A 20,887-nucleotide genomic window follows, 5' to 3' on the forward strand; every position below is an offset into this window, starting at 1 on the left:
GCTCCTTATGGTGTCTGCAAAAACCGCAGGGAGCCTGAGATGAGCCTATTAGAAGAAAACCAAGCCACCGACCTCGAACAGATGGTCGGCCTCACCCGCCGCCGCTTCATCGGTGCCGGTGCCCTGTGCGGTGCCGCGATGTTCCTCGGTGGCAACCTGCTGAGCCGCAGCGCCCTGGCCGTCAACGCCGCCTCCGCCAGCCCGCTGCTGGGCTTTACCAGCATCGCCGCAGCCACCAGCGACGCCATCACCCTGCCGCCGGGCTACAGCGCTTCGGTGCTGATCAGCTGGGGCCAGCCGCTGCACAAGAACGCCCCGGCCTTTGACCCATCCGGCAATGGCACCGCCAAAGCCCAGGAACAACAGTTCGGCGACAACAACGACGGCATGAGCCTGTTCGCCTTCCCCGGCGACGACAACCGCGCGCTGATGGCGATCAACAACGAATACACCAACTACCGCTACCTCTACGCCCACGGCGGCGCACCGCAATCGGCCGAAGACGTACACAAGGCCCAGGCCAGCGAAGGCGTGTCGGTGATCGAAGTGCGGCGCAAGGGCGATACCTGGCAGTTCGTCCAGGACTCGCGCTACAACCGCCGCATCCACGGCAACTCGCCGATCCGCCTGAGCGGCCCCGCCGCCGGCCACGAATGGTTGAAAACCAGCGCCGACACGTCCGGCAAAAAAGTCCTCGGCACCTTCCAGAACTGCGCCAACGGCAAGACCCCATGGGGCACTTACCTGACCTGCGAAGAGAACTTCACCGACTGCTTCGGCAGCAGTAACCCGCAGCAAGTCTTCGACGCCGGGCAGAAACGCTACGGTGTGGTGGCCGCCAGCAAAGAGATCAACTGGCACCTGCATGACCCGCGCTTCGACATGGCCAAGAACCCCAACGAACTCAACCGCCACGGCTGGGTAGTGGAAATCGACCCGTTCGACCCGCAATCCACCCCGGCCAAACGCACCGCCCTGGGCCGTTTCAAGCACGAGAACGCCGCCCTCGCGGAAACTCGTGACGGCCGCGCCGTGGTGTACATGGGCGACGACGAACGCGGCGAGTTCATCTACAAGTTCGTCAGCCGCGACAAGATCAACCACAAGAACCCCAAGGCCAACAAAGACCTGCTCGACCACGGCACCTTGTACGTGGCCATCTTCGATGCGGGCGATGGCAACGCCGATCATCCGAAAGGCAAAGGTCAATGGGTCGAGCTGACCCATGGCAAAAACGGCATTGACGCCAATACAGGCTTCGCCAGCCAGGCCGAAGTGCTGATCCACGCACGGCTGGCCGCCAGTGTGGTGAAAGCCACACGCATGGACCGCCCGGAATGGATCGTGGTCAGCCCTACCGACGGCCAGGTCTATTGCACCCTGACCAACAACGCCAAGCGCGGCGAAGACGGCCAGCCGGTGGGTGGGCCCAACCCACGCGAGAAAAACGTCTACGGCCAGATCCTGCGCTGGAAGGCCAACGCCGATGACCATGGCGCAGCGGACTTCAGCTGGGACTTGTTTGTGGTGGCCGGCAACCCGGGCGTGCATGCCGGCACGCCAAAAGGCGGCTCGTCGAACATCAACCCGCAGAACATGTTCAACAGCCCCGACGGCCTGGGATTCGACAAGGCTGGGCGCCTGTGGATTCTTACCGATGGCGACTACAGCAACGCCGGCGACTTCGCTGGCATGGGCAATAACCAGATGCTCTGCGCCGACCCGAGCACCGGGGAAATCCGCCGTTTCATGGTCGGGCCGGTAGCGTGTGAGGTGACGGGCATCAGCTTCTCGCCGGATCAGAAAACGCTGTTTGTGGGGATTCAGCACCCAGGCGAAACCGGTGGCTCTACGTGGCCGGAGCACCTGCCGAATGGCAAGCCGCGTTCGTCGGTGATGGCGATTTGGCGCGATGATGGCGGGATTGTCGGCGCCTGATAGACCGCTATCGGGGGCAAGCCCCCTCCCACACTGGACCGCATTCCTAAAGGATAAACGCGGTCACCTGCGGGAGGGTGCTTGCCCCCGATGACAATGGCACAGGCGCCCCCTATCTCCAGCCTGGTGCGTTACCATACCCGGCCGGACGCGGCGCCCTGCTGCGCGCAGGAGTTCGCATGGCCCATCCGTTTGAAACCCTCACACCCGATCTGGTACTCGACGCTGTCGAAAGCATCGGTTTCCTCAGCGATGCTCGCGTTCTGGCGCTCAACAGCTACGAAAACCGCGTATATCAGGTGGGCATCGAAGACTCCGAACCGTTGATCGCCAAGTTCTACCGCCCCCAGCGCTGGACCAACGAAGCGATCCTCGAAGAACACCGTTTCACCTTCGAGTTGGCCGAGTGCGACGTGCCGGTGGTCGCGCCGATGATTCATAACGGCGAAAGCCTGTTCGAACACGCGGGTTTCCGCTTCACCCTGTTCCCACGCCGTGGCGGCCGAGCACCGGAGCCGGGCAACCTTGACCAGCTTTATCGCCTTGGGCAGCTACTCGGCCGCTTGCACGCCGTGGGTTCCACCCGCCCGTTCGAACACCGCGAAGCCTTGGGTGTGAAGAACTTCGGTCATGACTCTCTCAATACGTTGCTCGAAGGCAATTTCATTCCCAAGAGCCTGCTGCCGGCCTACGAGTCCGTGGCCCGCGACCTGCTCAAGCGCGTGGAAGAGGTGTACAAAGCCACGCCCCACAAGAACATCCGCATGCACGGCGATTGCCACCCCGGCAACATGATGTGCCGCGATGAAATGTTCCACATCGTCGACCTCGACGACTGCCGCATGGGCCCGGCGGTGCAGGACTTGTGGATGATGCTTGCCGGTGATCGCCAGGAATGCCTGGGCCAGCTGTCGGAACTGATGGACGGCTACCAGGAGTTCCACGACTTCGACCCGCGCGAACTGGCGCTGATCGAACCGCTGCGCGCGTTGCGCCTGATGCACTACAGCGCCTGGCTGGCACGGCGCTGGGATGACCCGGCGTTCCCCCACAGCTTCCCGTGGTTCGGCAGCGAGCGGTATTGGGGCGACCAAGTGCTGGCGCTGCGTGAACAACTCTCAGCGCTCAACGAAGAACCCCTGAAACTCTTCTGATTGCTTTGTGTGGGAAGGGGGCTTGCCCCCGATAGCAGTGTGTCAGCTGCAAATAAGCTAGCTGATACACCGCCATCGGGGGCAAGCCCCCTCCCACACAAAGCAGACCGCATTACCAATGCCAATCCCATTGGTTGACAAATATCCTTACAATCGCGCTTTGTTAGCTGCCTAAGCAAGGATTACGCATGCAAGCCGCCAACCCCCGCAAGGGGTACATCCTGGGCCTGAGTGCCTATGTCATCTGGGGTCTGTTCCCGCTCTACTTCAAAGCCATCGCCAGTGTGCCCGCCGCTGAAATCATCGTGCACCGGGTGCTCTGGTCGGCGCTGTTCGGTGGTTTGCTGTTGACGGTGTGGAAGCACCCGGGCTGGTTCCGCGAACTGCGCGACAACCCCAAGCGCCTGGCAATCCTGGCACTCAGCGGTTCGTTGATTGCCGGTAACTGGCTGACCTATGTGTGGTCGGTGAACAGCGGGCGCATGCTCGAAGCGAGCCTGGGTTACTACATCAACCCGCTGGTGAATGTGCTGCTGGGCATGCTGCTGCTTGGCGAGCGCCTGCGTCGCCTGCAATGGGTGGCCGTGGGGCTGGCCGCAGTGGGTGTGGCGCAACAGGTGTGGCAGGTGGGCAGCTTGCCGTGGGTGTCTTTGGTGCTGGCGCTGACCTTCGGTTTCTACGGCCTGATCCGCAAGCAGGCGCCGGTCAAGGCGCTGCCGGGGCTGGTGGTGGAGACCTGGATGCTGGTGCCGATTGCGGTGGCCTGGTTGTTGTTCAACCCGTCGGCCCACAGTGCGCAACTGGCGTTCTGGAGCACATCCGAAGCCTGGTGGCTGGTGGCGGCCGGCCCCGTAACGTTGATCCCGCTGGTGTGCTTCAACGCCGCCGCACGGCATTTGCCTTACACCGCCTTGGGCTTTTTGCAGTATGTGGCACCGACGCTGGTGTTGCTGGAAGCGGTGCTGCTGTTCGGCGAGCACCTGGCGTCGAGCACGCTGATCGCGTTTGCCTTTATCTGGGCCGGGCTGGTGGTCTACAGCGTCGATGCCTGGTTGACCGTGCGCAAACGCTGATCAAATAACGCACAAACCTCTGCAAGCCCCAGCCGGCTTGGCTTGCAGAGATCCACCCCAAGGTTATCCACAACCTGATCCCCGCCATTTGTGCACAATCCCTTGAAACTGCTCGTTTTTTGCTCAGCCCGCGCAGAAGCCCGGTCGGCGTGGCCTGGCGCCGGGTCTCTACAGGTTATCCACAGGCCCATGCAAGATTTCCATGCATAACCTTGTGGGTTATTCCTCGCTACGCAACTCCACCATCAGGTCATCGGCCAAGGTTTCCAGCGACTCCTGCAACTTATCCAGGGACAACGTCGACGGCACCTGCAACAACGCCTCCGCGCTGAACAGCGGGTCACCGCTCATCGGGGCCGGCCGTACATCGGTGCTCAGGCGTTCCAGGTTCACACCCTGCTTGCTCAACAGCGCGGTAATCTCACGCACGATGCCCGAGCGATCATTGCCGACCAAGGTCATCACGATGGGTTTGGACGCCGATGCCTGCCCGGTACTGCCCTCTCCTACCAGCACGCGAATGCCGTGGGTGGATAAGTCTTCCAGCGCCCCTACCAGCGCCTGACGGCTTTCCGCAGGAACGCTGACCCGCAGGATCCCGGCAAACTGCCCGGCCATATGCGCCATTCGGCTTTCCAGCCAATTGCCGCCGTGGGCCGCAATGTTCTGCGCGATGCGTTCTACCAGGCCGGGTTTGTCGGCGGCAATAATAGTGAGTACAAGATGGTCCATGGCGAAGCCCTCTGAATTCAATCTACAAGGTGGACTCGGAAGCCCGCGAAAACAAATCGTGTACCATTTTTATATTTATCTGGAACAATCTAATAGTTTTTTGAGAACATCCGATTCTCCGCTGTGACCGTACGACCAAAGTGGGTCGCTAAACGACGTATTTAGTCTAATTTTCACAACCGCAAGTCATCATGTAGTATGCCCTCCCGAGCACTACATAATGAAAATCTGAATCAGCGCATAAGCTCCGCAGAGTGAGGCAAGCAATGACTGAACACGTTCAAGTCGGTGGCCTGCAGGTCGCCAAAGTCCTGTTCGACTTCGTGAACAACGAAGCCATTCCCGGTACCGGCATCACTGCCGATCAGTTCTGGGCCGGTGCCGACAAGGTCATCCACGACCTGGCGCCGAAGAACAAAGCCCTACTCGCCAAACGCGACGATTTCCAGGCGCGGATCGATACCTGGCACCAGACTCACGCCAGCCAGGCCCACGACCCGGTGGCCTACAAAGCCTTCCTGCAAGACATCGGATACCTGCTGCCAGAAGCCGCAGACTTCCAGGCCTCGACCCAAAACGTCGATGACGAGATCGCCCGCATGGCCGGCCCGCAACTGGTGGTGCCGGTGATGAACGCCCGCTTCGCCCTCAACGCTTCCAATGCGCGTTGGGGCTCGCTGTACGACGCCCTGTATGGTACCGATGCCATCAGCGAAGCCGACGGCGCCGAAAAGGGCAAGGGCTACAACAAAGTGCGTGGCGACAAGGTGATTGCCTTCGCCCGTGCCTTCCTCGACGAAGCCGCGCCACTGAGCGCCGGCAGCCACGTCGATTCCACCGGCTACAAGGTTGTCGACGGCATGTTGATCGTCAGCCTCAAGGGTGGCAGCAACAGCGGCCTGCGTGACGATGCGCAGTTGATTGGTTTCCAGGGCCCTGCGGCCGAGCCGATCGCGATCCTGCTGAAACACAACGGCCTGCACTTCGAAATCCAGATCGACGCCAGCACCCCGGTCGGCCAGACCGATGCCGCCGGCGTCAAAGACGTACTGATGGAAGCCGCACTCACCACCATCATGGACTGCGAAGACTCCGTCGCCGCCGTCGATGCCGATGACAAGGTGGTGATTTACCGCAACTGGCTCGGCCTGATGAAGGGCGACCTGGCCGAAGAAGTGGCCAAGGGCGGCAAGACCTTCACCCGCACCATGAATGCCGACCGCGTCTACACCGGCGTCGACGGCAAGGACGTGACGCTGCACGGCCGTTCCCTGCTGTTCGTGCGCAACGTTGGCCACTTGATGACCATCGACGCGATCCTCGACAAAGACGGCAACGAAGTACCCGAAGGCATCCTCGACGGCCTGCTCACCAGCCTGGCAGCGGTCCACAGCCTCAACGGCAACAACACGCGCAAGAACAGCCGCACCGGTTCGGTCTACATTGTGAAGCCGAAGATGCACGGCCCGGAAGAAGCCGCGTTCACCAACGAGCTGTTCGGCCGCATCGAAGACGTGCTGAACCTGCCGCGCAACACCCTCAAGGTCGGGATCATGGACGAGGAGCGCCGCACCACGGTCAACCTCAAGGCCTGCATCAAGGCGGCCAGCGAGCGCGTGGTGTTTATCAACACCGGCTTCCTCGACCGCACCGGCGACGAAATCCACACCTCCATGGAAGCCGGCGCGATGGTGCGCAAGGCGGCGATGAAGGCGGAAAAATGGATCGGTGCCTACGAGAACTGGAACGTCGATATCGGCTTGAGTACCGGCCTGCAAGGCCGTGCGCAGATAGGTAAAGGCATGTGGGCGATGCCCGACCTGATGGCGGCGATGCTCGAACAGAAAATCGCCCACCCACTGGCCGGCGCCAACACCGCCTGGGTGCCATCGCCGACGGCAGCCGCACTGCACGCGCTGCATTACCACAAGGTCGACGTGTTCGCACGCCAGGCCGAACTGGCCAAGCGCGAGCGTGCGTCGGTGGACGACATCCTCACCATTCCCCTGGCCAGCAACACCGATTGGTCCGACGAAGAAATCCGCAACGAGCTGGACAACAACGCCCAGGGCATCCTCGGCTATGTCGTGCGCTGGATCGACCAAGGCGTGGGTTGCTCGAAAGTGCCGGACATCAACGATGTCGGCCTGATGGAAGACCGCGCCACCCTGCGCATCTCCAGCCAGCACATTGCCAACTGGCTGCGCCACGGCATCGTCAACGAAGCCCAGGTGATGGAAAGCCTCAAGCGCATGGCGCCGGTGGTGGACCGTCAGAATGCCGGAGATGCGTTGTACCGCCCACTGGCGCCGGATTTCGACAGCAACATCGCGTTCCAGGCAGCGGTGGAGTTGGTGATTGAAGGGACCAAACAGCCGAATGGCTATACCGAGCCGGTGTTGCACCGTCGGCGTCGGGAGTTCAAGGCTAAAAACGGCCTGTAAATGAAAAAGCCCTGATCGTGAGATCAGGGCTTTTTCTTTGGGGCTGTGGTGTGGATGTACGCGGTCAACTGTGGGAGGGGGCTAGCTCCCGATGAGGCCCGTACAGACACCGCAAAAATCAGGAAGCCAACCCCAACTCGCGCTTGACCAGCTTCGCCAACTTCACGCTGTCGATCGGCTTCAACAGAAAATCCACCACACTCAAATGCATCGCATCGATCACATCCGGCGCTTCGGCGTCCCCCGACATGATGATGATGGGCAACGCAGCGCGAGTGGATTCGCGCACTTGCTTGATCAACTCCAGACCGTTGCTGGGTTTCATGCGCAGATCGGTGATCAGCAAACCGATGGAGCTGCTGGACTTCAACAAGTTCCACGCCGCCTCGCCACTGTCGGCAGTCATGCAGCGAATACCATCCAAGCCCAGGATCTCCGCCAGCAGTTCACGCGCATCCTTGTCGTCGTCAACAATCAACACGCGTTGTGGCGGTAAATCAGGCTCCAGCATCACGGCGCTCAGCGCCTCGCGCTCGGCATCACTCAAAATATCGTGGTCGGACATACGGTTCTCAGCAATTCTCATCAATCTCCCTGCACACTCGTCAGACATCTGCGGAAGGGCGATCAATGTGCACTTCGTCGGAAAGTTTGCCTAGTGGGTGTTCTACGGGGTTTGGACGATAGTCGTGTAAGGTTTTTCCTTAGTTATGCGGCGTTTTCATCGACCTAGACTTACGTCCAATGGGCACCCGCCGCTCAGGAGTCGACCATGCAGGACGATAACGACAAAAAAATTGCGGTCATGGTTATGAGTAAAGCTGATGCTTTCGCCCAGGCGGGAAAAACTGCTGTATTGCAGAACATCCACGGCACCCTGCAGTTCCTGCAACGCTTCCCGCCGTTCAACCAGATGGAAAACGCGCACCTGGCGTTCCTGGTGGAACAGTGTCAACTGCGCTTCTTCGGCCCCGGCGAGAGCATTCTCAAGCCGTCGGGCGGACCGGTGGAACACTTCTACATCGTCAAGCAGGGCCGCGTCGTGGGTGAACGGCCGGACTCCACCCAAGCCACCTTCGAAATCACCACTGGCGAGTGTTTCCCCCTCGCGGCGCTGTTAGGTGAACGCGCCACCCGCACCGAACACAAGGCCGCTGAAGACACCTTCTGCCTGCAACTGAACAAACCGGCCTTTATCAAGCTGTTCGCGCTGTCCAGCCCGTTCCGCGACTTCGCTTTGCGTGGCGTCAGCAGCCTGCTCGACCAGGTCAACCAGCAAGTGCAGCAAAAAGCCGTGGAAACCCTCGGCACCCAATATTCCCTGAACACCCGCCTGGGCGAATTGGCCATGCGCCATCCGGTCACCTGCAGCCCGCAGACGCCGCTGCGCGAAGCGGTAACGCTGATGCATGAGCAGCAGGTGGGCAGCATTGTGATCGTCGACGAACACAAGGCGCCCCTGGGTATTTTCACCCTGCGCGACCTGCGCCAGGTGGTGGCCGACGGCACCGGTGACTTCAGCCAGGGCATTGAAGGCCATATGACCCAGGCGCCGTTCTTTTTGACCCCGGACCACAGCGCCTTCGACGCGGCCATCGCCATGACCGAGCGGCATATCGCCCACGTCTGCCTGGTCAAGGACCAGCGCCTGTGCGGCGTGGTGTCCGAGCGCGATCTGTTTTCCCTGCAACGGGTCGACCTGGTGCACCTGGCCCGCACCATCCGCAACGCGCCACGGGTGGAGAACCTGGTGGCGCTGCGCGGCGAGATCGGCCAACTGGTGGAGCGCATGCTCGCCCATGGCGCGTCGTCTACCCAGATCACCCACATCATTACCCTGCTCAACGATCACACCGTGTGCCGGGTGATCGAGTTGACCCTGGCCGAAAAAGGCGACCCCGGCGTGCCCTTCAGTTGGCTGTGTTTCGGCAGCGAAGGCCGGCGCGAGCAGACGCTGTACACCGACCAGGACAACGGCATCCTGTTCGAAGCCAAGGACGCGGTGGAAGCCGCCGAGATTCGCGGGCGGCTGCTGCCCCTGGCACAACAGATCAACCAAAGCCTGGCGCTGTGCGGGTTCAGCCTGTGCACGGGCAATATCATGGCCGGCAACCCGGAGCTGTGCCTGTCGCGGGCGGAATGGGCGCGGCGGTTTGCGGCGTTCATTCGCGAGGCGACGCCGGAGAACCTGCTGGGGTCGAGTATCTATTTTGACCTGCGCGTGGTGTGGGGCGATGAACGAGGCTGCGAGCAACTGCGCCAGGGCATTCTCGACCAGGTCGGGGATAACCGGCTGTTCCAACGCATGCTGGCCGAGAATGCCTTGCGCCAGCGCCCGCCCGTAGGGCGTTTCCGCGATTTTGTGCTGACGCGCAAAGGCGGGGAAAAAGCCACCCTCGACCTCAAGGTGCAGGGGCTCACCCCCTTTGTCGACGGCGCACGCCTGCTGGCCCTGGCCAATGGCATCCACGCCAATAACACCCTGGAGCGCCTGCGCCAGTTGGTGGTCAAGGAAGTGATCGAGCCCCTGGACGGCGCCGCCTATGAAGAGGCGTATCACTTTATCCAGCAAACCCGCATGCAGCAGCATCAGTTGCAGACCCGCGAGAACCAGCCGCATTCCAACCGCGTCGACCCCGACAGCCTCAACCACCTGGACCGCCGTATCCTGCGCGAATCCCTGCGCCAGGCCCAGCGCCTGCAAAGCAGCCTGACCTTGCGGTATCAGTTGTGAGCTTGTTTGGTTGGCTGCGCGCGGCCAAGCCCAGACTGGATGCCGCGCAACAACGGCGCCTGGAGCAACTCCCCACGCCTCTTGTATTGGGCGACAACGCGTTGCGCAGCCAGCGCTGGGTGGTGGTGGATCTGGAGACCAGCGGCCTGAATCTCAACCGCGATCAGGTGCTGTCCATCGGCGCGGTGGTGATCGAGGACGGCGCGGTGGATTTTTCCCAACTGTTCGAGCGCACCTTGCACCGCGCCGAAGCCAAACTCAGCCCCAGCGTGCTGATCCACGGCCTCGGCCCCAGCGCCATCGCGGCGGGCAGTGACCCGGTCGATGCACTGCTGGACTTCATGGAGTTTGTCGGCGACAGCCCGCTACTCGCCTTCCACGCGCCATTCGATCAACACATGCTCGGCCGCGCCCTCAAGGACAGCCTCGGGTATCGCTTGGCCCATACGTTCCTGGATGTGGCCGACATCGCCCCGCTGCTGTGCCCCGAGGCGCATATACGCGAGGCCGGGCTGGACGACTGGATCAACCACTTCGACCTGCAGGTAGGCGAACGCCATCATGCCAGCGCCGATGCCCTGGCCACGGCGGAGCTGATGCTGATCCTGTTCAGCCGCGCGCGTCAGCAGCAGATCGACACGCCTCAGGCGCTGCAAGAGCGCTTGAGCCAATGGAAACGGCGTAAACACGCGCCATCGTTTTAATGTCATCTCCCGACAGACGCTAATTGCGCCCGCCCCACGCCTCTGACACAATCGCGAATAATTCTCGTTAGTTTAAACCTTTTGTTTATTCGGTGATGCCTTGTCGTCGGCCCAGAACCCACACAGTGAGCTTGTTGGCGCGTTGTATCGCGACCATCGTGGCTGGCTGCTGGCCTGGCTGCGGCGCAATGTGGCCTGCCCGAGCCGTGCCGAAGACCTGAGCCAGGACACCTTCATGCGCCTGCTCGGCCGTGACGAGTTGCGCGAGCCCCGCGAGCCACGGGCGTTTCTGGTGGCCATCGCCAAGGGCTTGCTGTTCGACTACTTCCGTCGCGCCGCCCTCGAACAGGCCTACCTCACCGAATTGATGCTGATCCCGGAAAGCGAACACCCGTCGCCGGAAGAACAGCAACTGATCCTCGAAGACCTCAAAGCCATCGACCGCCTGCTCGGCAAACTGTCGAGCAAGGCCCGCGCCGCCTTCCTCTATAACCGCCTCGACGGCCTCGGCCATGCCGAAATCGCCCAGCGCCTGGGCGTGTCGGTGCCGCGTGTGCGCCAGTACCTGGCCCAGGGCATTCGCCAGTGCTACATCGCCCTGTATGGCGAGCCGCTGTGACCTTTGTCAGCGCCAAGCCGGTGTCGGCCCGCGTGCTGGATGCGGCGATTGCCTGGCAGTTGTCCCTCGATTCGGGTGATGGCACCGCGGTGGAGCGAGAAGAGTTCAGCAAATGGCTGGCCAGTGATGAAGAACACGCCCGTGCCTGGCGCCAACTGGGCATGCTCGACCAGCGTTTCAGCGTGGCCTCGGGCCCGGCGCGTGCGGCGTTGTTGCAGTCGCGCGAGGGCATTCGCCAGCGCGTGCGCAAGCTGGGCAGCGGCCTGGCGAGTATTGCGCTGGTGTGCGGCCTGGCATTGTTTGCCGGCGAACGCTACGTGCCGATCCACTATTGGCTGGCCGACCAACGCACCGCCACCGGCGAGCAGCGCACGCTGAAACTGGCGGACGGCACGTTGATCAACCTCAACACCCACAGTGCTATCGACGTGCGCTTCGATGAGAAGCGCCGGCTGATCGTGTTGCAGGAAGGCGAAATCCTCGTCGAGACCGGCCACAACGATGCGCGCCCGTTTTATGTGCAAACCCGCGACGGCAGCCTGCGCGCGCTGGGCACGCGGTTTATCGTCAAGCGCGAAGACGACGCCACGCGCCTGAGCGTGCTGCAATCGGCGGTGGGCGCCCAGCCCGAAGCGCTGCAGCAGGAACAGGTGTTCAAGGAAGGCCAGCAAGTGCTGATGCGCAGCGACGGCCTCGGCCCTGCGCTGGCCGTCACCCCCGCCACCGATGCCTGGACGCGCGGCATGCTGGTGGTCGACAACGCCCGCCTGGGCGATGTGGTGCAGGAACTCAGCCGCTACCGCACCGGCCATCTCGGGGTGGATAAAGACGTGGCCGACCTGCGCATCACCGGCAGCTTCCCGCTGCACGACACCACCCTGGCGCTCAACGCGCTGCTGCCGACCCTGCCGGTGCAGATCGAACAGCACACACCGTGGTGGGTGACGGTCACGGGTAAGCCTTAGGTTCTGTGGGAGCTGAGCTATCGCTATCGGGAGCAAGCCCCCTCCCACATTTGAAGGTATTCGCAAATCAACCTGTGGGAGGGGGCTTGCCCCCGATGAGGCCCTCAAACCCACCACAAAAAATATTTTGATCCTGCCCTATCACTTTTCAATTCTCGTTCGGCACATAGGCAATTGCGAATTACTTCCATTCAGGAGCCGCCCATGTCCCGCACGCTAGACACCTTGTTGCGCCCCAGCCTGTTAGCCGTGGCCATTGCCCTCAGCGCCCCACTGGCCAGCACTGCGCTGATTGCCGCCGAACAAGCCTCCAGCGTGCACGCCTACAACCTGCCGGCCGCCCCGCTGGCGAGCACCCTGAACCAGATCGCCAGCCAGGCCGGCCTCGCACTGACCCTCAACCCAGCGTTGGCCTCGGGCAAGACCTCGGCCCCGGTCCAGGGCCAGTTCGATGCACCAGGTGCACTGCGTGAAGCCTTGCGTGGCACCGGGTTGCAACTGGAGCAAAGCAGCGCAGGGACGTACACGCTGGTGGCGGTTCCGGAGGGTGTGATGGCGCTGCCGGTGACCAACATCACGGGGCAGGAGGGTAACCAGGAAAGTGCCTGGGGCCCGGTACAAGGCTACCTGGCCACACGCACCGCCGCCGGCACCAAGACCGACACCGCCCTGGTGGAGGCACCGCGTTCGATCTCCGTGGCCACCCGCGAGCAAATGCAGGATCGTAACGTCCAGAACCTGGATGACGCGGTCAAATACATGCCCGGCATCGTGTCCGCCAGCTATGGCAGCGACACCCGCTACGACTGGATGCGCGTGCGCGGCTTCGAGCCCACCCAGTTCCTCGATGGTCTGCCACTGCCGCGGGGCGTGTACGCCAACCCCAAAGCGGAAACCTGGAACCTCGACCGCCTCGCCCTGCTGCGTGGCCCGGCTTCGTCGGTGTACGGCCAGACCCCGCCGGGCGGCCTGCTGGACATGGTCAGCCGACGTCCCAGCGCAGAGTCGAGCAACGCTATCCAGGTGCAATACGGCAGTGACAACTACCGCCAGATCAACTTCGCCAGCACCGGCAAAATCGATGATGAAGGCCAATTCCTCTATGGCCTCAGCGGTGTGGTACGCGATGCCGGCACCCAGGTCGATCACATCGACAACAAGCGCTACAACATTGCGCCGAGCCTGACCTGGAACATCGATACCGACACCAAGCTGACCCTGCTCTCGCAGTTCACCCGCGACGATACCGGTACCACCAGCCAGTTCATGCCGATCCAGGGCACCAAGATCAAATCGCCGCTGGGCGAGGTCTCCCACCACAAGAACCTGGGCGACCCGGATTACGAGTTCTACGACCGCACCTACTACGCGCTGGGCTATGCCTTCGAGCATCGTTTCAACGACACCTGGCAGTTCAAGCAAAACCTGCGTTACACCAAGTCGGATTTGTCGTTCCAGCAACTGACCGTGGGTTCCTACGCGTTCTCCCCCGCGGATGCGGCAGGCAATATCAGCCGCTCGACCACCAACGTCGACGAGGACATCGGTCAGTTCGCGGTGGACAACAACTTCCAGGCAGACTTTGCCACTGGCGATGTCATCCACACCCTGCTGCTCGGCCTGGACCACCAGCGCACCGATACCTCCTATCGAGCGATATTCGGGACTGCGTCGGGCATCAATATTTTCAACCCGATCAACACCCAGCCGACGCTGCGCCCGACCGATGTCCGACCTTTTTACGACTACAACCAGAAAACCGTGCAGACCGGTCTCTACGTGCAAGACCAGATGGCCCTGGATAAGTGGCGCCTGACCTTGGGCGGGCGTGAAGATTGGGTGCATCAGGGCACCACCTACTTCAACGACAGCGATGCGACCAACACTGACCGCATCAAACACTTCAGTGGCAACGCAGCGCTGAGCTATGTGTTCGATTCGGGCTTCGTACCCTACTTGTCCTATGCCGAGTCGTTCCAACCAGCGAGCAACGCCGATACAAACGCGCTCAAGACGTTTAAACCCACGGAAGGCAAGCAGTGGGAAATGGGGGTCAAGTATCAGCCGCCCGGCTCCAATACGTTGCTGAGTGCAGCTGTCTATGACCTGACCCAGAAGAATGTGCAGGTGACCACCCTCGGCGCTGGGGGCCAGCAGATCAACAGCCAGACCGGCGAAGTGAAGGTCAAGGGCCTGGAGCTGGAAGCCGTGTCCGACGTGACCGAGAACCTCAAGGTCATCGCCGCCTACACCTTGGCAAAATCCGAAGTGCAGAAAGGCATCTACAAAGGCAACCGTCTGACATTGATGCCCAACCAGCAAGCCTCGCTGTGGACCGACTACACCTGGCACACCGGCATGCTCGACGGTTTCGGCATCGGCTTTGGCGCCCGCTACACCGGCAACACCTACGGCGACCAGGCCAATACCTGGCTGGGCAAGGCCAATGCCTATACCGTGTTTGACGGTGCGGTGCATTACGACCTGGGCCGACTGGACAACAGTCTGAAGGGTGCGTCGGTAAAACTGAACGCCACCAACCTGTTCAACAAGGACTACCTGTCTACCTGTGACGGCAACTACTGCTACTTCGGCGACCAGCGCAGCGTCGTCGCCAGCGCCACCTACCAGTGGTAATCGGCAGAGTTAACCACCGGGCCGCCCTTGTGGGCGGCTTTGGCGTGTCCGAAGGCTAGAAAATGAAAAGCAAAACCATCCGCCGCTGGTCCTTCATCCACACCTGGACCAGCCTGATCTGCACGGTGTTCCTGCTGCTGCTCGCCCTCACCGGCCTGCCGCTGGTGTTTCACCACGAGATCGATCACCTGCTGGGCAACGAGCCCGAACTGGCGCAGATGCCCGCCGATACGCCACAGCTCGACCTCGAGCAACTGGTGACCAAAGCCCAGGCCCATCGCCCGGGCGAGGCCATGCAATACCTGGCGTGGGACGAAGACGACAAGAACGGCGTGATCGCGATCATGGCCGCCACGGCCGGCACCGAGCCCAACTCATCCCACACCTTCATGCTCGACGCGCGCACCGGCGATGCGGTCGAGATGCCGTCGGCCAATGGCGGGCTCACCCTGTTCCTGCTGCGCCTGCATGTGGATATGTTCGCCGGCCTGCCGGGCAAGTTGCTGCTGGCGTTCATGGGTATTCTGTTTGTGCTGGCGATTGTCTCGGGCACGGTGCTGTACCTGCCGTTCATGCGCCGCTTGAAGTTCGCCACCGTGCGCCAGGACAAGTCCACGCGCCTGCGCTGGCTCGACCTGCACAACCTGATCGGCGTGGTCACCCTGACGTGGGCACTGGTGGTGGGCGTGACCGGCGTGATCAGCGCCTGTGCCGATTTGATCATCGCCGCCTGGCGCACCGACAGCCTCAGCGCGATGATCGAACCCTATAAAAACGCCCCGCCCCTGACCCAACGCGCACCCGCGAGCGAGCTGCTGAGCATTGCCGCCAAGGCCGCGCCGGGTATGCAGCCGGACTTTATCGCCTTCCCCGGCACACGCTTTTCCAGCGAGCACCATTACGCGGTGTTCATGAAGGGCAGCACGCACCTGACCTCGCACCTGCTCCCGCCGGTCCTGATCGACGCCAGCACCCTGGCCGTCACCGCCATCGCCGAACGACCGTGGTACATGGACGCCATGGGCATGTCGCAGCCCCTGCACTTTGGTGACTACGGCGGCATGCCGATGAAGATCCTCTGGGCGGCGCTGGATGTGCTGACCATCATCGTGCTGGTGAGTGGGATTTACCTGTGGATCGTGCGGCGCAAGGCGGGCAAGGCATGAAGCCAAGGCAGTCGAGTTTCTGGAAGGTATTTGGTATTCCGCTGGGGATTGGCCTGCTCAGCGCCACCGGGTTGTTTGCGGCGTTGCTGGGGGATGGGCTGTGGGATTCGTTGAGTTGGTTGGGGTTGGGCCTGCCGGCTGCCATTGGTATTTGGGCGTTGTTCAAGCGGCGTGGCTGAGGGCGCTATCGGGGGCAAGTCGAATCGTCGCACCGCCCCTCCCACATGTGTTACGCGGTCGTCATGACAACTCGGTCAACTGTGGGAGGGGGCTTGCTCCCGATGAGGCCCTCAAGAACACCCGCATTCCCCCTCGCCAGCCACAGCGCAACCCTCTAGGCTAGCCACAGTCAATTTTGAGGTTTGCCCATGTCCACTCCCAGCATGACCTTGTTCCACAACCCCGCGTCACCGTTCGTGCGTAAAGTCCGCGTGTTGCTGGCCGAGACCGGCCAGCAGGACCGCGTCGCCCTGCATGGCTGCATGCCGACACCGGTCAACCCCGATGCGCAGTTGGTGCAAGACAACCCCGTGGGCAAGATCCCGGCCCTGCGCCTGGCCGACGGCACCGTGCTGCACGACAGCCGGGTGATCCTCGATTACTTCGACCACCAGCACGTCGGCAACCCGCTGATCCCCCGCGATGGCTCGGCCCGCTGGCGGCGCCTGACCCTGGCCTCGATGGCCGACGGCATCATGGATGCCGCCGTGCTGGTGCGTTACGAGACCGCCCTGCGCCCGGCGGAAAAACACTGGGCGCCGTGGCTCGACGAACAGCGCAACAAGATCCGTCGCGCCCTCGCCGAGCTGGAACAGGACGCCATCGCCGAGCTGACCAGCCACTTCGACATCGCTTCGATCAGCGTGGCCTGCGCCCTGGGCTACCTCGACTTCCGCCATCCGGATATGCAATGGCGCTCGGATAACCCCAAGCTGGCCGCCTGGTATGCCGAGGTCAGCCAGCGACCTTCGATGCTGGAGACCCAGCCGCCCGTGTGACGTTCACACCGACCCAATGTGAGAGCGGGCTTGCCCGCGATCGCGGTATGTCATTCAGCACATCTGTTTCTGAACCACCGCTATCGCGGGCAAGCCCACTCCCACATTGGACGGTGGTGGTATTGAGGAATGTAACGATCCTTGCGGCTAAATGCGCCCCCACTTGCTGATCCTCCCGCAACCCGATCATTGCACCGCCTCCAGATCGAACTGCAGCGGCTCGGCCACCTTGCGCTTGCCCACGCCATACCAATCCAGCTTACGTGTCAGCACCATCACCGTACCCAGCAGCCCGAACAGCAGCAGCGAGCCCATCAGCAGCGCGTAGTCCTCGGCACTCAACAGCCCGTACAGCAAGCCATACAACGCCGCCAACCCCGCCGAAAACCCCAGGCCATGGGCAACGCTGCGCAGCACGTGGCATACGTAGAACCCGATCAACAGCACACAGGCACTCGCCGAAATCAGGTAGGCCAAGGCAAAGCCCAGGTGCTCGGACAACGACAACAACAGCAGGTAGAAGAACGCCAAGGCAACGCCCACCAACGCGTATTGAATCGGGTGCACCGCCAGACTCTTGAGCACTTCGAAGAGGAAGAAACCAGCAAAGGTCAGGGCGATAAACAGCAGCGCGTATTTGATCGCGCGGTCGCTCTTGAGGTACTGGTCCACCGGGTCGATGAAGTTCACACCGAAGCTGCGGTTGTTGAAGTCGTCACAGCCTTGCTGGTCCAAACAGGATTGCAGCGCCTGCTCGAGGTTGGTGGAAAAGAACGAGGTCTGCCAGTTGGCCGTGAAGCCGCTGTCAGTCACTTCGCGCCGGGCCGGCAGGAAGTTGCCGATAAAGCTGGGGTGCGGCCAGTTGGAGGCCAGGGACACCTGACTGGTCTTGCCCACCGGTACCACTTGCAGCTGCTCGGTGCCTTGCAGGCGCAGATCGAAGGCGAAGTCCACTACGGCCGGTTTTCTGCTGTCCTGCTCTGGCAATGCCACATGCACGCCCTCCCCCAGCCAGTCCACCTGGGAGCCTGGTTCGAACTCCAGGCGCTGGCTGCCCAGCTCCAGCTTCAGCGCATTTTCGATGCCGCGAATATCGCTGATCCCCACCGCCAGAAACGCCGGTTCAAAGCGGTAATCGGCAAAGTCTTCGGTGATGCCCAACTGCGCCGGCAGCTCGAAACGCCCACTGATACGGTTGTCGGCATGGAAGAGCCGCGCCTGGTAAATACCCCGTGCGCGCAGTTCGGTCTGCACCTTGCCGTCGAGCTCAAAACGGTCCGGCAGGAAATACAGACGACCCCGCTCTTCACGGGTGACCTCGTAGCGCTTGTTGAGCTTTTCATTGAGCTTCCACTCGCGCACGGTCTTGCGATACGGCACCACCATCACCGGGCCGGTGAGGCGCTGGGCGTAGCTGGAACTGCGCGCGATGTCCATCAGGACGCCGTCGCGCAGTTGCTGGCGGTCACTGATGATGCCGTTGATCATCAGCAACGGAATCAGCAACAGCAGGATCAGCAGCGCAATCGCGCCAAGTTTGAAAAGCAGGCTGCGGTTCATGGGTCTCTCCCTGTTTTGATGGGGAGAGTCTGGGCAGCCTGTGTGGGGGATTTATGTGGGCAATGTGGAGACTGTGTGGAGATGCAGCACCACGTGCACGCCGCCAGGCACATTACCGATCTGCAGGGTGCCGCCGTGCAGCTTCATGACTTCCTCGACAAAATTGAGGCCCAGGCCGGTACTTTTGCGCCCGCTGCCGGGGCGCGGCAAGGAGTAGAAGCGCTCGCTGAGGCGCGGCAGGGCGTAGTCGGGGATCGGGGCAGCCTGATTGAACAGGCTCACCTGCACGTCGTTGTGCAGCGTCTGTGCGCTGAATCTCAACACGCCACCGGGCGGTGTGAAGTCCAGCGCGTTGTCCAGCAAGTTGCCCAGGGCCTGGCGCAACAGGAAGGGTTCGCCGACTACCTTCACTTCAGCGGCAATTGTCTGTTCGACGTGCAGCCCGGCGCCTTCGATTCGCGCACATTGGGCGTTGAGTACAGCGTCGACCAAGGCCGCCAGCGGGATACTCGTCTGCTCTTCCAAACCCTGGCGTTGTTCCACCTGCGCCAGGTTCAGCAGGCGCTCGATCAACTGTTGCAGGCGCGCGCTTTCGCTGTCGATATTGCCGACGAAGCGCTGCTGCTGTTCGCGGCTCATCTCGCCCTGCAACAGCTCGGCCGCGCCGCGAATCGCTGCCAGCGGGCTTTTCAATTCATGGGTCAGGGTGTGGACGTAATGTTCGACGTAGGCCTTGCCCTCCAGTTGCGTACGCATGTGCTCGACAGCGGTGGACAGCTGCTTCAGCTCGCCGCCGCGATAATGCGGTAGCTCGGCCCTTCGGCCTTCACTGACGGCTTCGGCGTAAGCGGTCAGGCGCCGCAGTGCAACGCTCAGCCACCACGACAACAGCGCGCCGAGCAACAGGCCGAGGATGACCAGGCCCGCGCCGTACCACAGCAGGCGGCGTTCAGTGCGGTCGACATACGGCTGCAGCGAGCTGTTCGGTTTAGCCACGGTGACCACGCCGATGATCTGCCCGTTATCGCGGATCGGCGCGCCCACGTGCATCACCGATGAGGTGGGATCATCCGCTGCACTGCGAGTGGAACGCGCGCCGTACTCGCCGCGCAGGGTCAGGTACACGTCGTTCCACTTCGAATAGTCCTGGCCCACCGCTTCGCCCATGGAGTCGAGCAACACGGTGCCGTTGGCGTCGGTGACGTAGATACGATGGTTGACCTGGTTTTTCGGCAGGCCCCAGATGGTCGCGCCCGGCTGGCGATTGCCGTAGGCCTTGAGCAGCTCCGGCCAGTGACTCTGCCCGAGGGTGCCGTTCTTCACGTCTTCGCGCAGGATCTCGGCCAGCAGGTTGGCGGTATCCACCAGGGTTTCTTCGGTGGATTGGCGCACGCCAGGGCGGATTTCCTTCATCACCGTGCTAAGCACGAAGTAACCGGTGAGGCCGATAAACAGCGCATACACCAGGAAAATCCGCAGCCCCAGGCGCATCAGCTGTTGCTCGGGCTGTAGCTGTAGCCGAGGCCGCGATGGGTCTGGATCGGCTCAGCATCGGCGGCCACGCTGCGTAACTTGCTGCGCAGGCTCTTGATGTGGCTGTCGATATTGCGCTCGTAACCGGCGTCGGCCGCCACGCCCACCGCGTCCAGCAACTGCTCGCGGCTGAACACCCGCTCGGGTTGCTCCAGCAGGCTTTGCAGCAGGCGAAATTCATGCCGGGTCAGGCTCAGGGGTTGGCTGCGATAGCTGATTTGCATGCGCTCCAGGTCAACCTGGAACAGCGCCGGCGCCACACCGGGGCCGACGCGTTTGAGGATCGCCCGCACTCGCGCCGCCACTTCCCGCGGGCTGAACGGCTTGACCACGTAATCGTCGGCGCCGATCTCCAGCCCCACCACGCGGTCGATCTCGCCATCCCGCGCGCTGAGGAACATCACCGGCACTTCACTGAAACGGCGCAATTGCTTGCAGGTTTCAAAACCGCTGATGTCCGGCAGGCCGATGTCGAGGATGATCAGGTCGGCGGGGGTCTGGCGCTGATGGGCCAACGCCTCCTGGCCGAGGCTCAGCCAGGTGGTGGTAAAGCCCTCGCCCTGCAGGGCGAATATCAGCGTGTCGGCTATTGCCGCTTCGTCTTCGACAATCAGGATGTGGGGCATGGGT

17 protein-coding genes are annotated in these 20,887 nt (G+C 62.2%); 12 read left to right on the forward strand and 5 right to left on the reverse strand.

Annotation, left to right across the window (positions count from 1 at the left end):
- Positions 1-39 precede the first annotated feature (39 nt).
- The 3 genes from HDC32_RS18005 (at position 40) to rarD (ending at position 4,165) form a co-directional block, all read left to right on the forward strand.
- On the forward strand, positions 40-1,938 hold the full coding sequence (locus HDC32_RS18005; RefSeq protein ID WP_184745024.1) for a PhoX family phosphatase: 1,899 nt from the start codon (positions 40-42) through the stop codon (positions 1,936-1,938).
- Between the two features lie 179 nt (positions 1,939-2,117).
- Positions 2,118-3,092: a serine/threonine protein kinase gene (locus tag HDC32_RS18010; protein WP_015886213.1), complete on the forward strand. Its 975-nt coding sequence runs from the start codon at positions 2,118-2,120 to the stop codon at positions 3,090-3,092.
- A gap of 188 nt (positions 3,093-3,280) precedes the next feature.
- Positions 3,281-4,165: an EamA family transporter RarD gene (gene rarD / locus HDC32_RS18015; protein WP_131699096.1), complete on the forward strand. Its 885-nt coding sequence runs from the start codon at positions 3,281-3,283 to the stop codon at positions 4,163-4,165.
- 219 nt (positions 4,166-4,384) lie between these two features.
- Here the strand turns inward: rarD and HDC32_RS18020 are convergent, their stop codons facing one another.
- A complete protein-coding gene (locus HDC32_RS18020; protein ID WP_145336852.1) occupies positions 4,385-4,897 on the reverse strand; it encodes a glycine cleavage system protein R in 513 nt (170 codons plus the stop codon).
- A 266-nt stretch (positions 4,898-5,163) separates the two neighbouring features.
- On the opposite strand from HDC32_RS18020, the gene HDC32_RS18025 reads away from it, so the two are divergent.
- Positions 5,164-7,341 (forward strand): malate synthase G, encoded by a 2,178-nt coding sequence (locus HDC32_RS18025; protein ID WP_184745026.1) that lies wholly within the window; start codon positions 5,164-5,166, stop codon positions 7,339-7,341.
- Between the two features lie 118 nt (positions 7,342-7,459).
- Here HDC32_RS18025 and HDC32_RS18030 read toward each other — a convergent pair whose 3' ends face one another.
- Positions 7,460-7,906 carry a response regulator gene (locus HDC32_RS18030; protein WP_131699148.1) on the reverse strand — a complete coding sequence of 149 codons (447 nt, stop codon included), beginning with the start codon at positions 7,904-7,906 and terminating at the stop codon, positions 7,460-7,462.
- 246 nt (positions 7,907-8,152) lie between these two features.
- On the opposite strand from HDC32_RS18030, the gene HDC32_RS18035 reads away from it, so the two are divergent.
- From HDC32_RS18035 to HDC32_RS18070, 8 genes are all read left to right on the forward strand, one after another.
- Positions 8,153-10,075, forward strand: coding sequence for a putative nucleotidyltransferase substrate binding domain-containing protein (locus tag HDC32_RS18035; protein WP_184745321.1), 1,923 nt, complete (start codon positions 8,153-8,155; stop codon positions 10,073-10,075).
- Complete coding sequence (locus HDC32_RS18040) at positions 10,072-10,779, forward strand: PolC-type DNA polymerase III (protein WP_145336855.1); 708 nt, start codon at positions 10,072-10,074, stop codon at positions 10,777-10,779. The genes HDC32_RS18035 and HDC32_RS18040 overlap by 4 nt, the downstream gene beginning before the upstream one ends.
- Before the next feature lie 100 nt (positions 10,780-10,879).
- Positions 10,880-11,398, forward strand: a complete 519-nt coding sequence (locus tag HDC32_RS18045; RefSeq protein WP_131699091.1) for an RNA polymerase sigma factor — start codon at positions 10,880-10,882, stop codon at positions 11,396-11,398.
- Entirely contained in the window at positions 11,395-12,363 is a 969-nt protein-coding gene (locus HDC32_RS18050; RefSeq protein WP_184745028.1) for a FecR domain-containing protein, read from the forward strand. The genes HDC32_RS18045 and HDC32_RS18050 overlap by 4 nt, the downstream gene beginning before the upstream one ends.
- 204 nt (positions 12,364-12,567) lie before the next feature.
- Positions 12,568-15,000: a TonB-dependent siderophore receptor gene (locus HDC32_RS18055; RefSeq protein ID WP_167656258.1), complete on the forward strand. Its 2,433-nt coding sequence runs from the start codon at positions 12,568-12,570 to the stop codon at positions 14,998-15,000.
- Between the two features lie 62 nt (positions 15,001-15,062).
- The gene (locus HDC32_RS18060; protein WP_184745030.1) at positions 15,063-16,166 is read left to right on the forward strand and encodes a PepSY domain-containing protein; all 1,104 of its coding nucleotides are present in this window, start codon (positions 15,063-15,065) and stop codon (positions 16,164-16,166) included.
- Entirely contained in the window at positions 16,163-16,345 is a 183-nt protein-coding gene (locus HDC32_RS18065) for a hypothetical protein (RefSeq protein ID WP_131699087.1), read from the forward strand. The genes HDC32_RS18060 and HDC32_RS18065 overlap by 4 nt, the downstream gene beginning before the upstream one ends.
- Before the next feature lie 189 nt (positions 16,346-16,534).
- Complete coding sequence (locus HDC32_RS18070) at positions 16,535-17,164, forward strand: glutathione S-transferase (protein ID WP_131699086.1); 630 nt, start codon at positions 16,535-16,537, stop codon at positions 17,162-17,164.
- 186 nt (positions 17,165-17,350) lie between these two features.
- Here the strand turns inward: HDC32_RS18070 and creD are convergent, their stop codons facing one another.
- Genes creD through creB form a run of 3 tightly spaced genes read right to left on the reverse strand, consistent with a single transcriptional unit; the run spans position 17,351 to position 20,883 of the window.
- On the reverse strand, positions 17,351-18,724 hold the full coding sequence (creD, locus tag HDC32_RS18075; RefSeq protein ID WP_131699085.1) for a cell envelope integrity protein CreD: 1,374 nt from the start codon (positions 18,722-18,724) through the stop codon (positions 17,351-17,353).
- Between the two features lie 51 nt (positions 18,725-18,775).
- Positions 18,776-20,215, reverse strand: a complete 1,440-nt coding sequence (creC, locus tag HDC32_RS18080; RefSeq protein ID WP_167656261.1) for a two-component system sensor histidine kinase CreC — start codon at positions 20,213-20,215, stop codon at positions 18,776-18,778.
- Positions 20,215-20,883, reverse strand: a complete 669-nt coding sequence (gene creB, locus HDC32_RS18085; RefSeq protein WP_184745031.1) for a two-component system response regulator CreB — start codon at positions 20,881-20,883, stop codon at positions 20,215-20,217. The genes creC and creB overlap by 1 nt, the downstream gene beginning before the upstream one ends.
- Between the last annotated feature and the right edge of the window lie 4 nt (positions 20,884-20,887).

Source organism: Pseudomonas sp. JAI120, from assembly GCF_014207255.1.
Classification (GTDB): Bacteria; Pseudomonadota; Gammaproteobacteria; order Pseudomonadales; family Pseudomonadaceae; genus Aquipseudomonas.

Excerpts from the sequence above, each read along its gene's own strand:
- HDC32_RS18005 (WP_184745024.1), top strand. The coding sequence starts at position 40 with ATGAGCCTATTAGAAGAAAACCAAGCCACCGACCTCGAACAGATGGTC.
- HDC32_RS18010 (WP_015886213.1), top strand. The coding sequence starts at position 2,118 with ATGGCCCATCCGTTTGAAACCCTCACACCCGATCTGGTACTCGACGCT.
- rarD (WP_131699096.1), top strand. The coding sequence starts at position 3,281 with ATGCAAGCCGCCAACCCCCGCAAGGGGTACATCCTGGGCCTGAGTGCC.
- HDC32_RS18020 (WP_145336852.1), bottom strand. The coding sequence starts at position 4,897 with ATGGACCATCTTGTACTCACTATTATTGCCGCCGACAAACCCGGCCTG.
- HDC32_RS18025 (WP_184745026.1), top strand. The coding sequence starts at position 5,164 with ATGACTGAACACGTTCAAGTCGGTGGCCTGCAGGTCGCCAAAGTCCTG.
- HDC32_RS18030 (WP_131699148.1), bottom strand. The coding sequence starts at position 7,906 with ATGTCCGACCACGATATTTTGAGTGATGCCGAGCGCGAGGCGCTGAGC.
- HDC32_RS18035 (WP_184745321.1), top strand. The coding sequence starts at position 8,153 with ATGAGTAAAGCTGATGCTTTCGCCCAGGCGGGAAAAACTGCTGTATTG.
- HDC32_RS18055 (WP_167656258.1), top strand. The coding sequence starts at position 12,568 with ATGTCCCGCACGCTAGACACCTTGTTGCGCCCCAGCCTGTTAGCCGTG.
- HDC32_RS18060 (WP_184745030.1), top strand. The coding sequence starts at position 15,063 with ATGAAAAGCAAAACCATCCGCCGCTGGTCCTTCATCCACACCTGGACC.
- HDC32_RS18065 (WP_131699087.1), top strand. The coding sequence starts at position 16,163 with ATGAAGCCAAGGCAGTCGAGTTTCTGGAAGGTATTTGGTATTCCGCTG.
- HDC32_RS18070 (WP_131699086.1), top strand. The coding sequence starts at position 16,535 with ATGTCCACTCCCAGCATGACCTTGTTCCACAACCCCGCGTCACCGTTC.
- creD (WP_131699085.1), bottom strand. The coding sequence starts at position 18,724 with ATGAACCGCAGCCTGCTTTTCAAACTTGGCGCGATTGCGCTGCTGATC.
- creC (WP_167656261.1), bottom strand. The coding sequence starts at position 20,215 with ATGCGCCTGGGGCTGCGGATTTTCCTGGTGTATGCGCTGTTTATCGGC.
- creB (WP_184745031.1), bottom strand. The coding sequence starts at position 20,883 with ATGCCCCACATCCTGATTGTCGAAGACGAAGCGGCAATAGCCGACACG.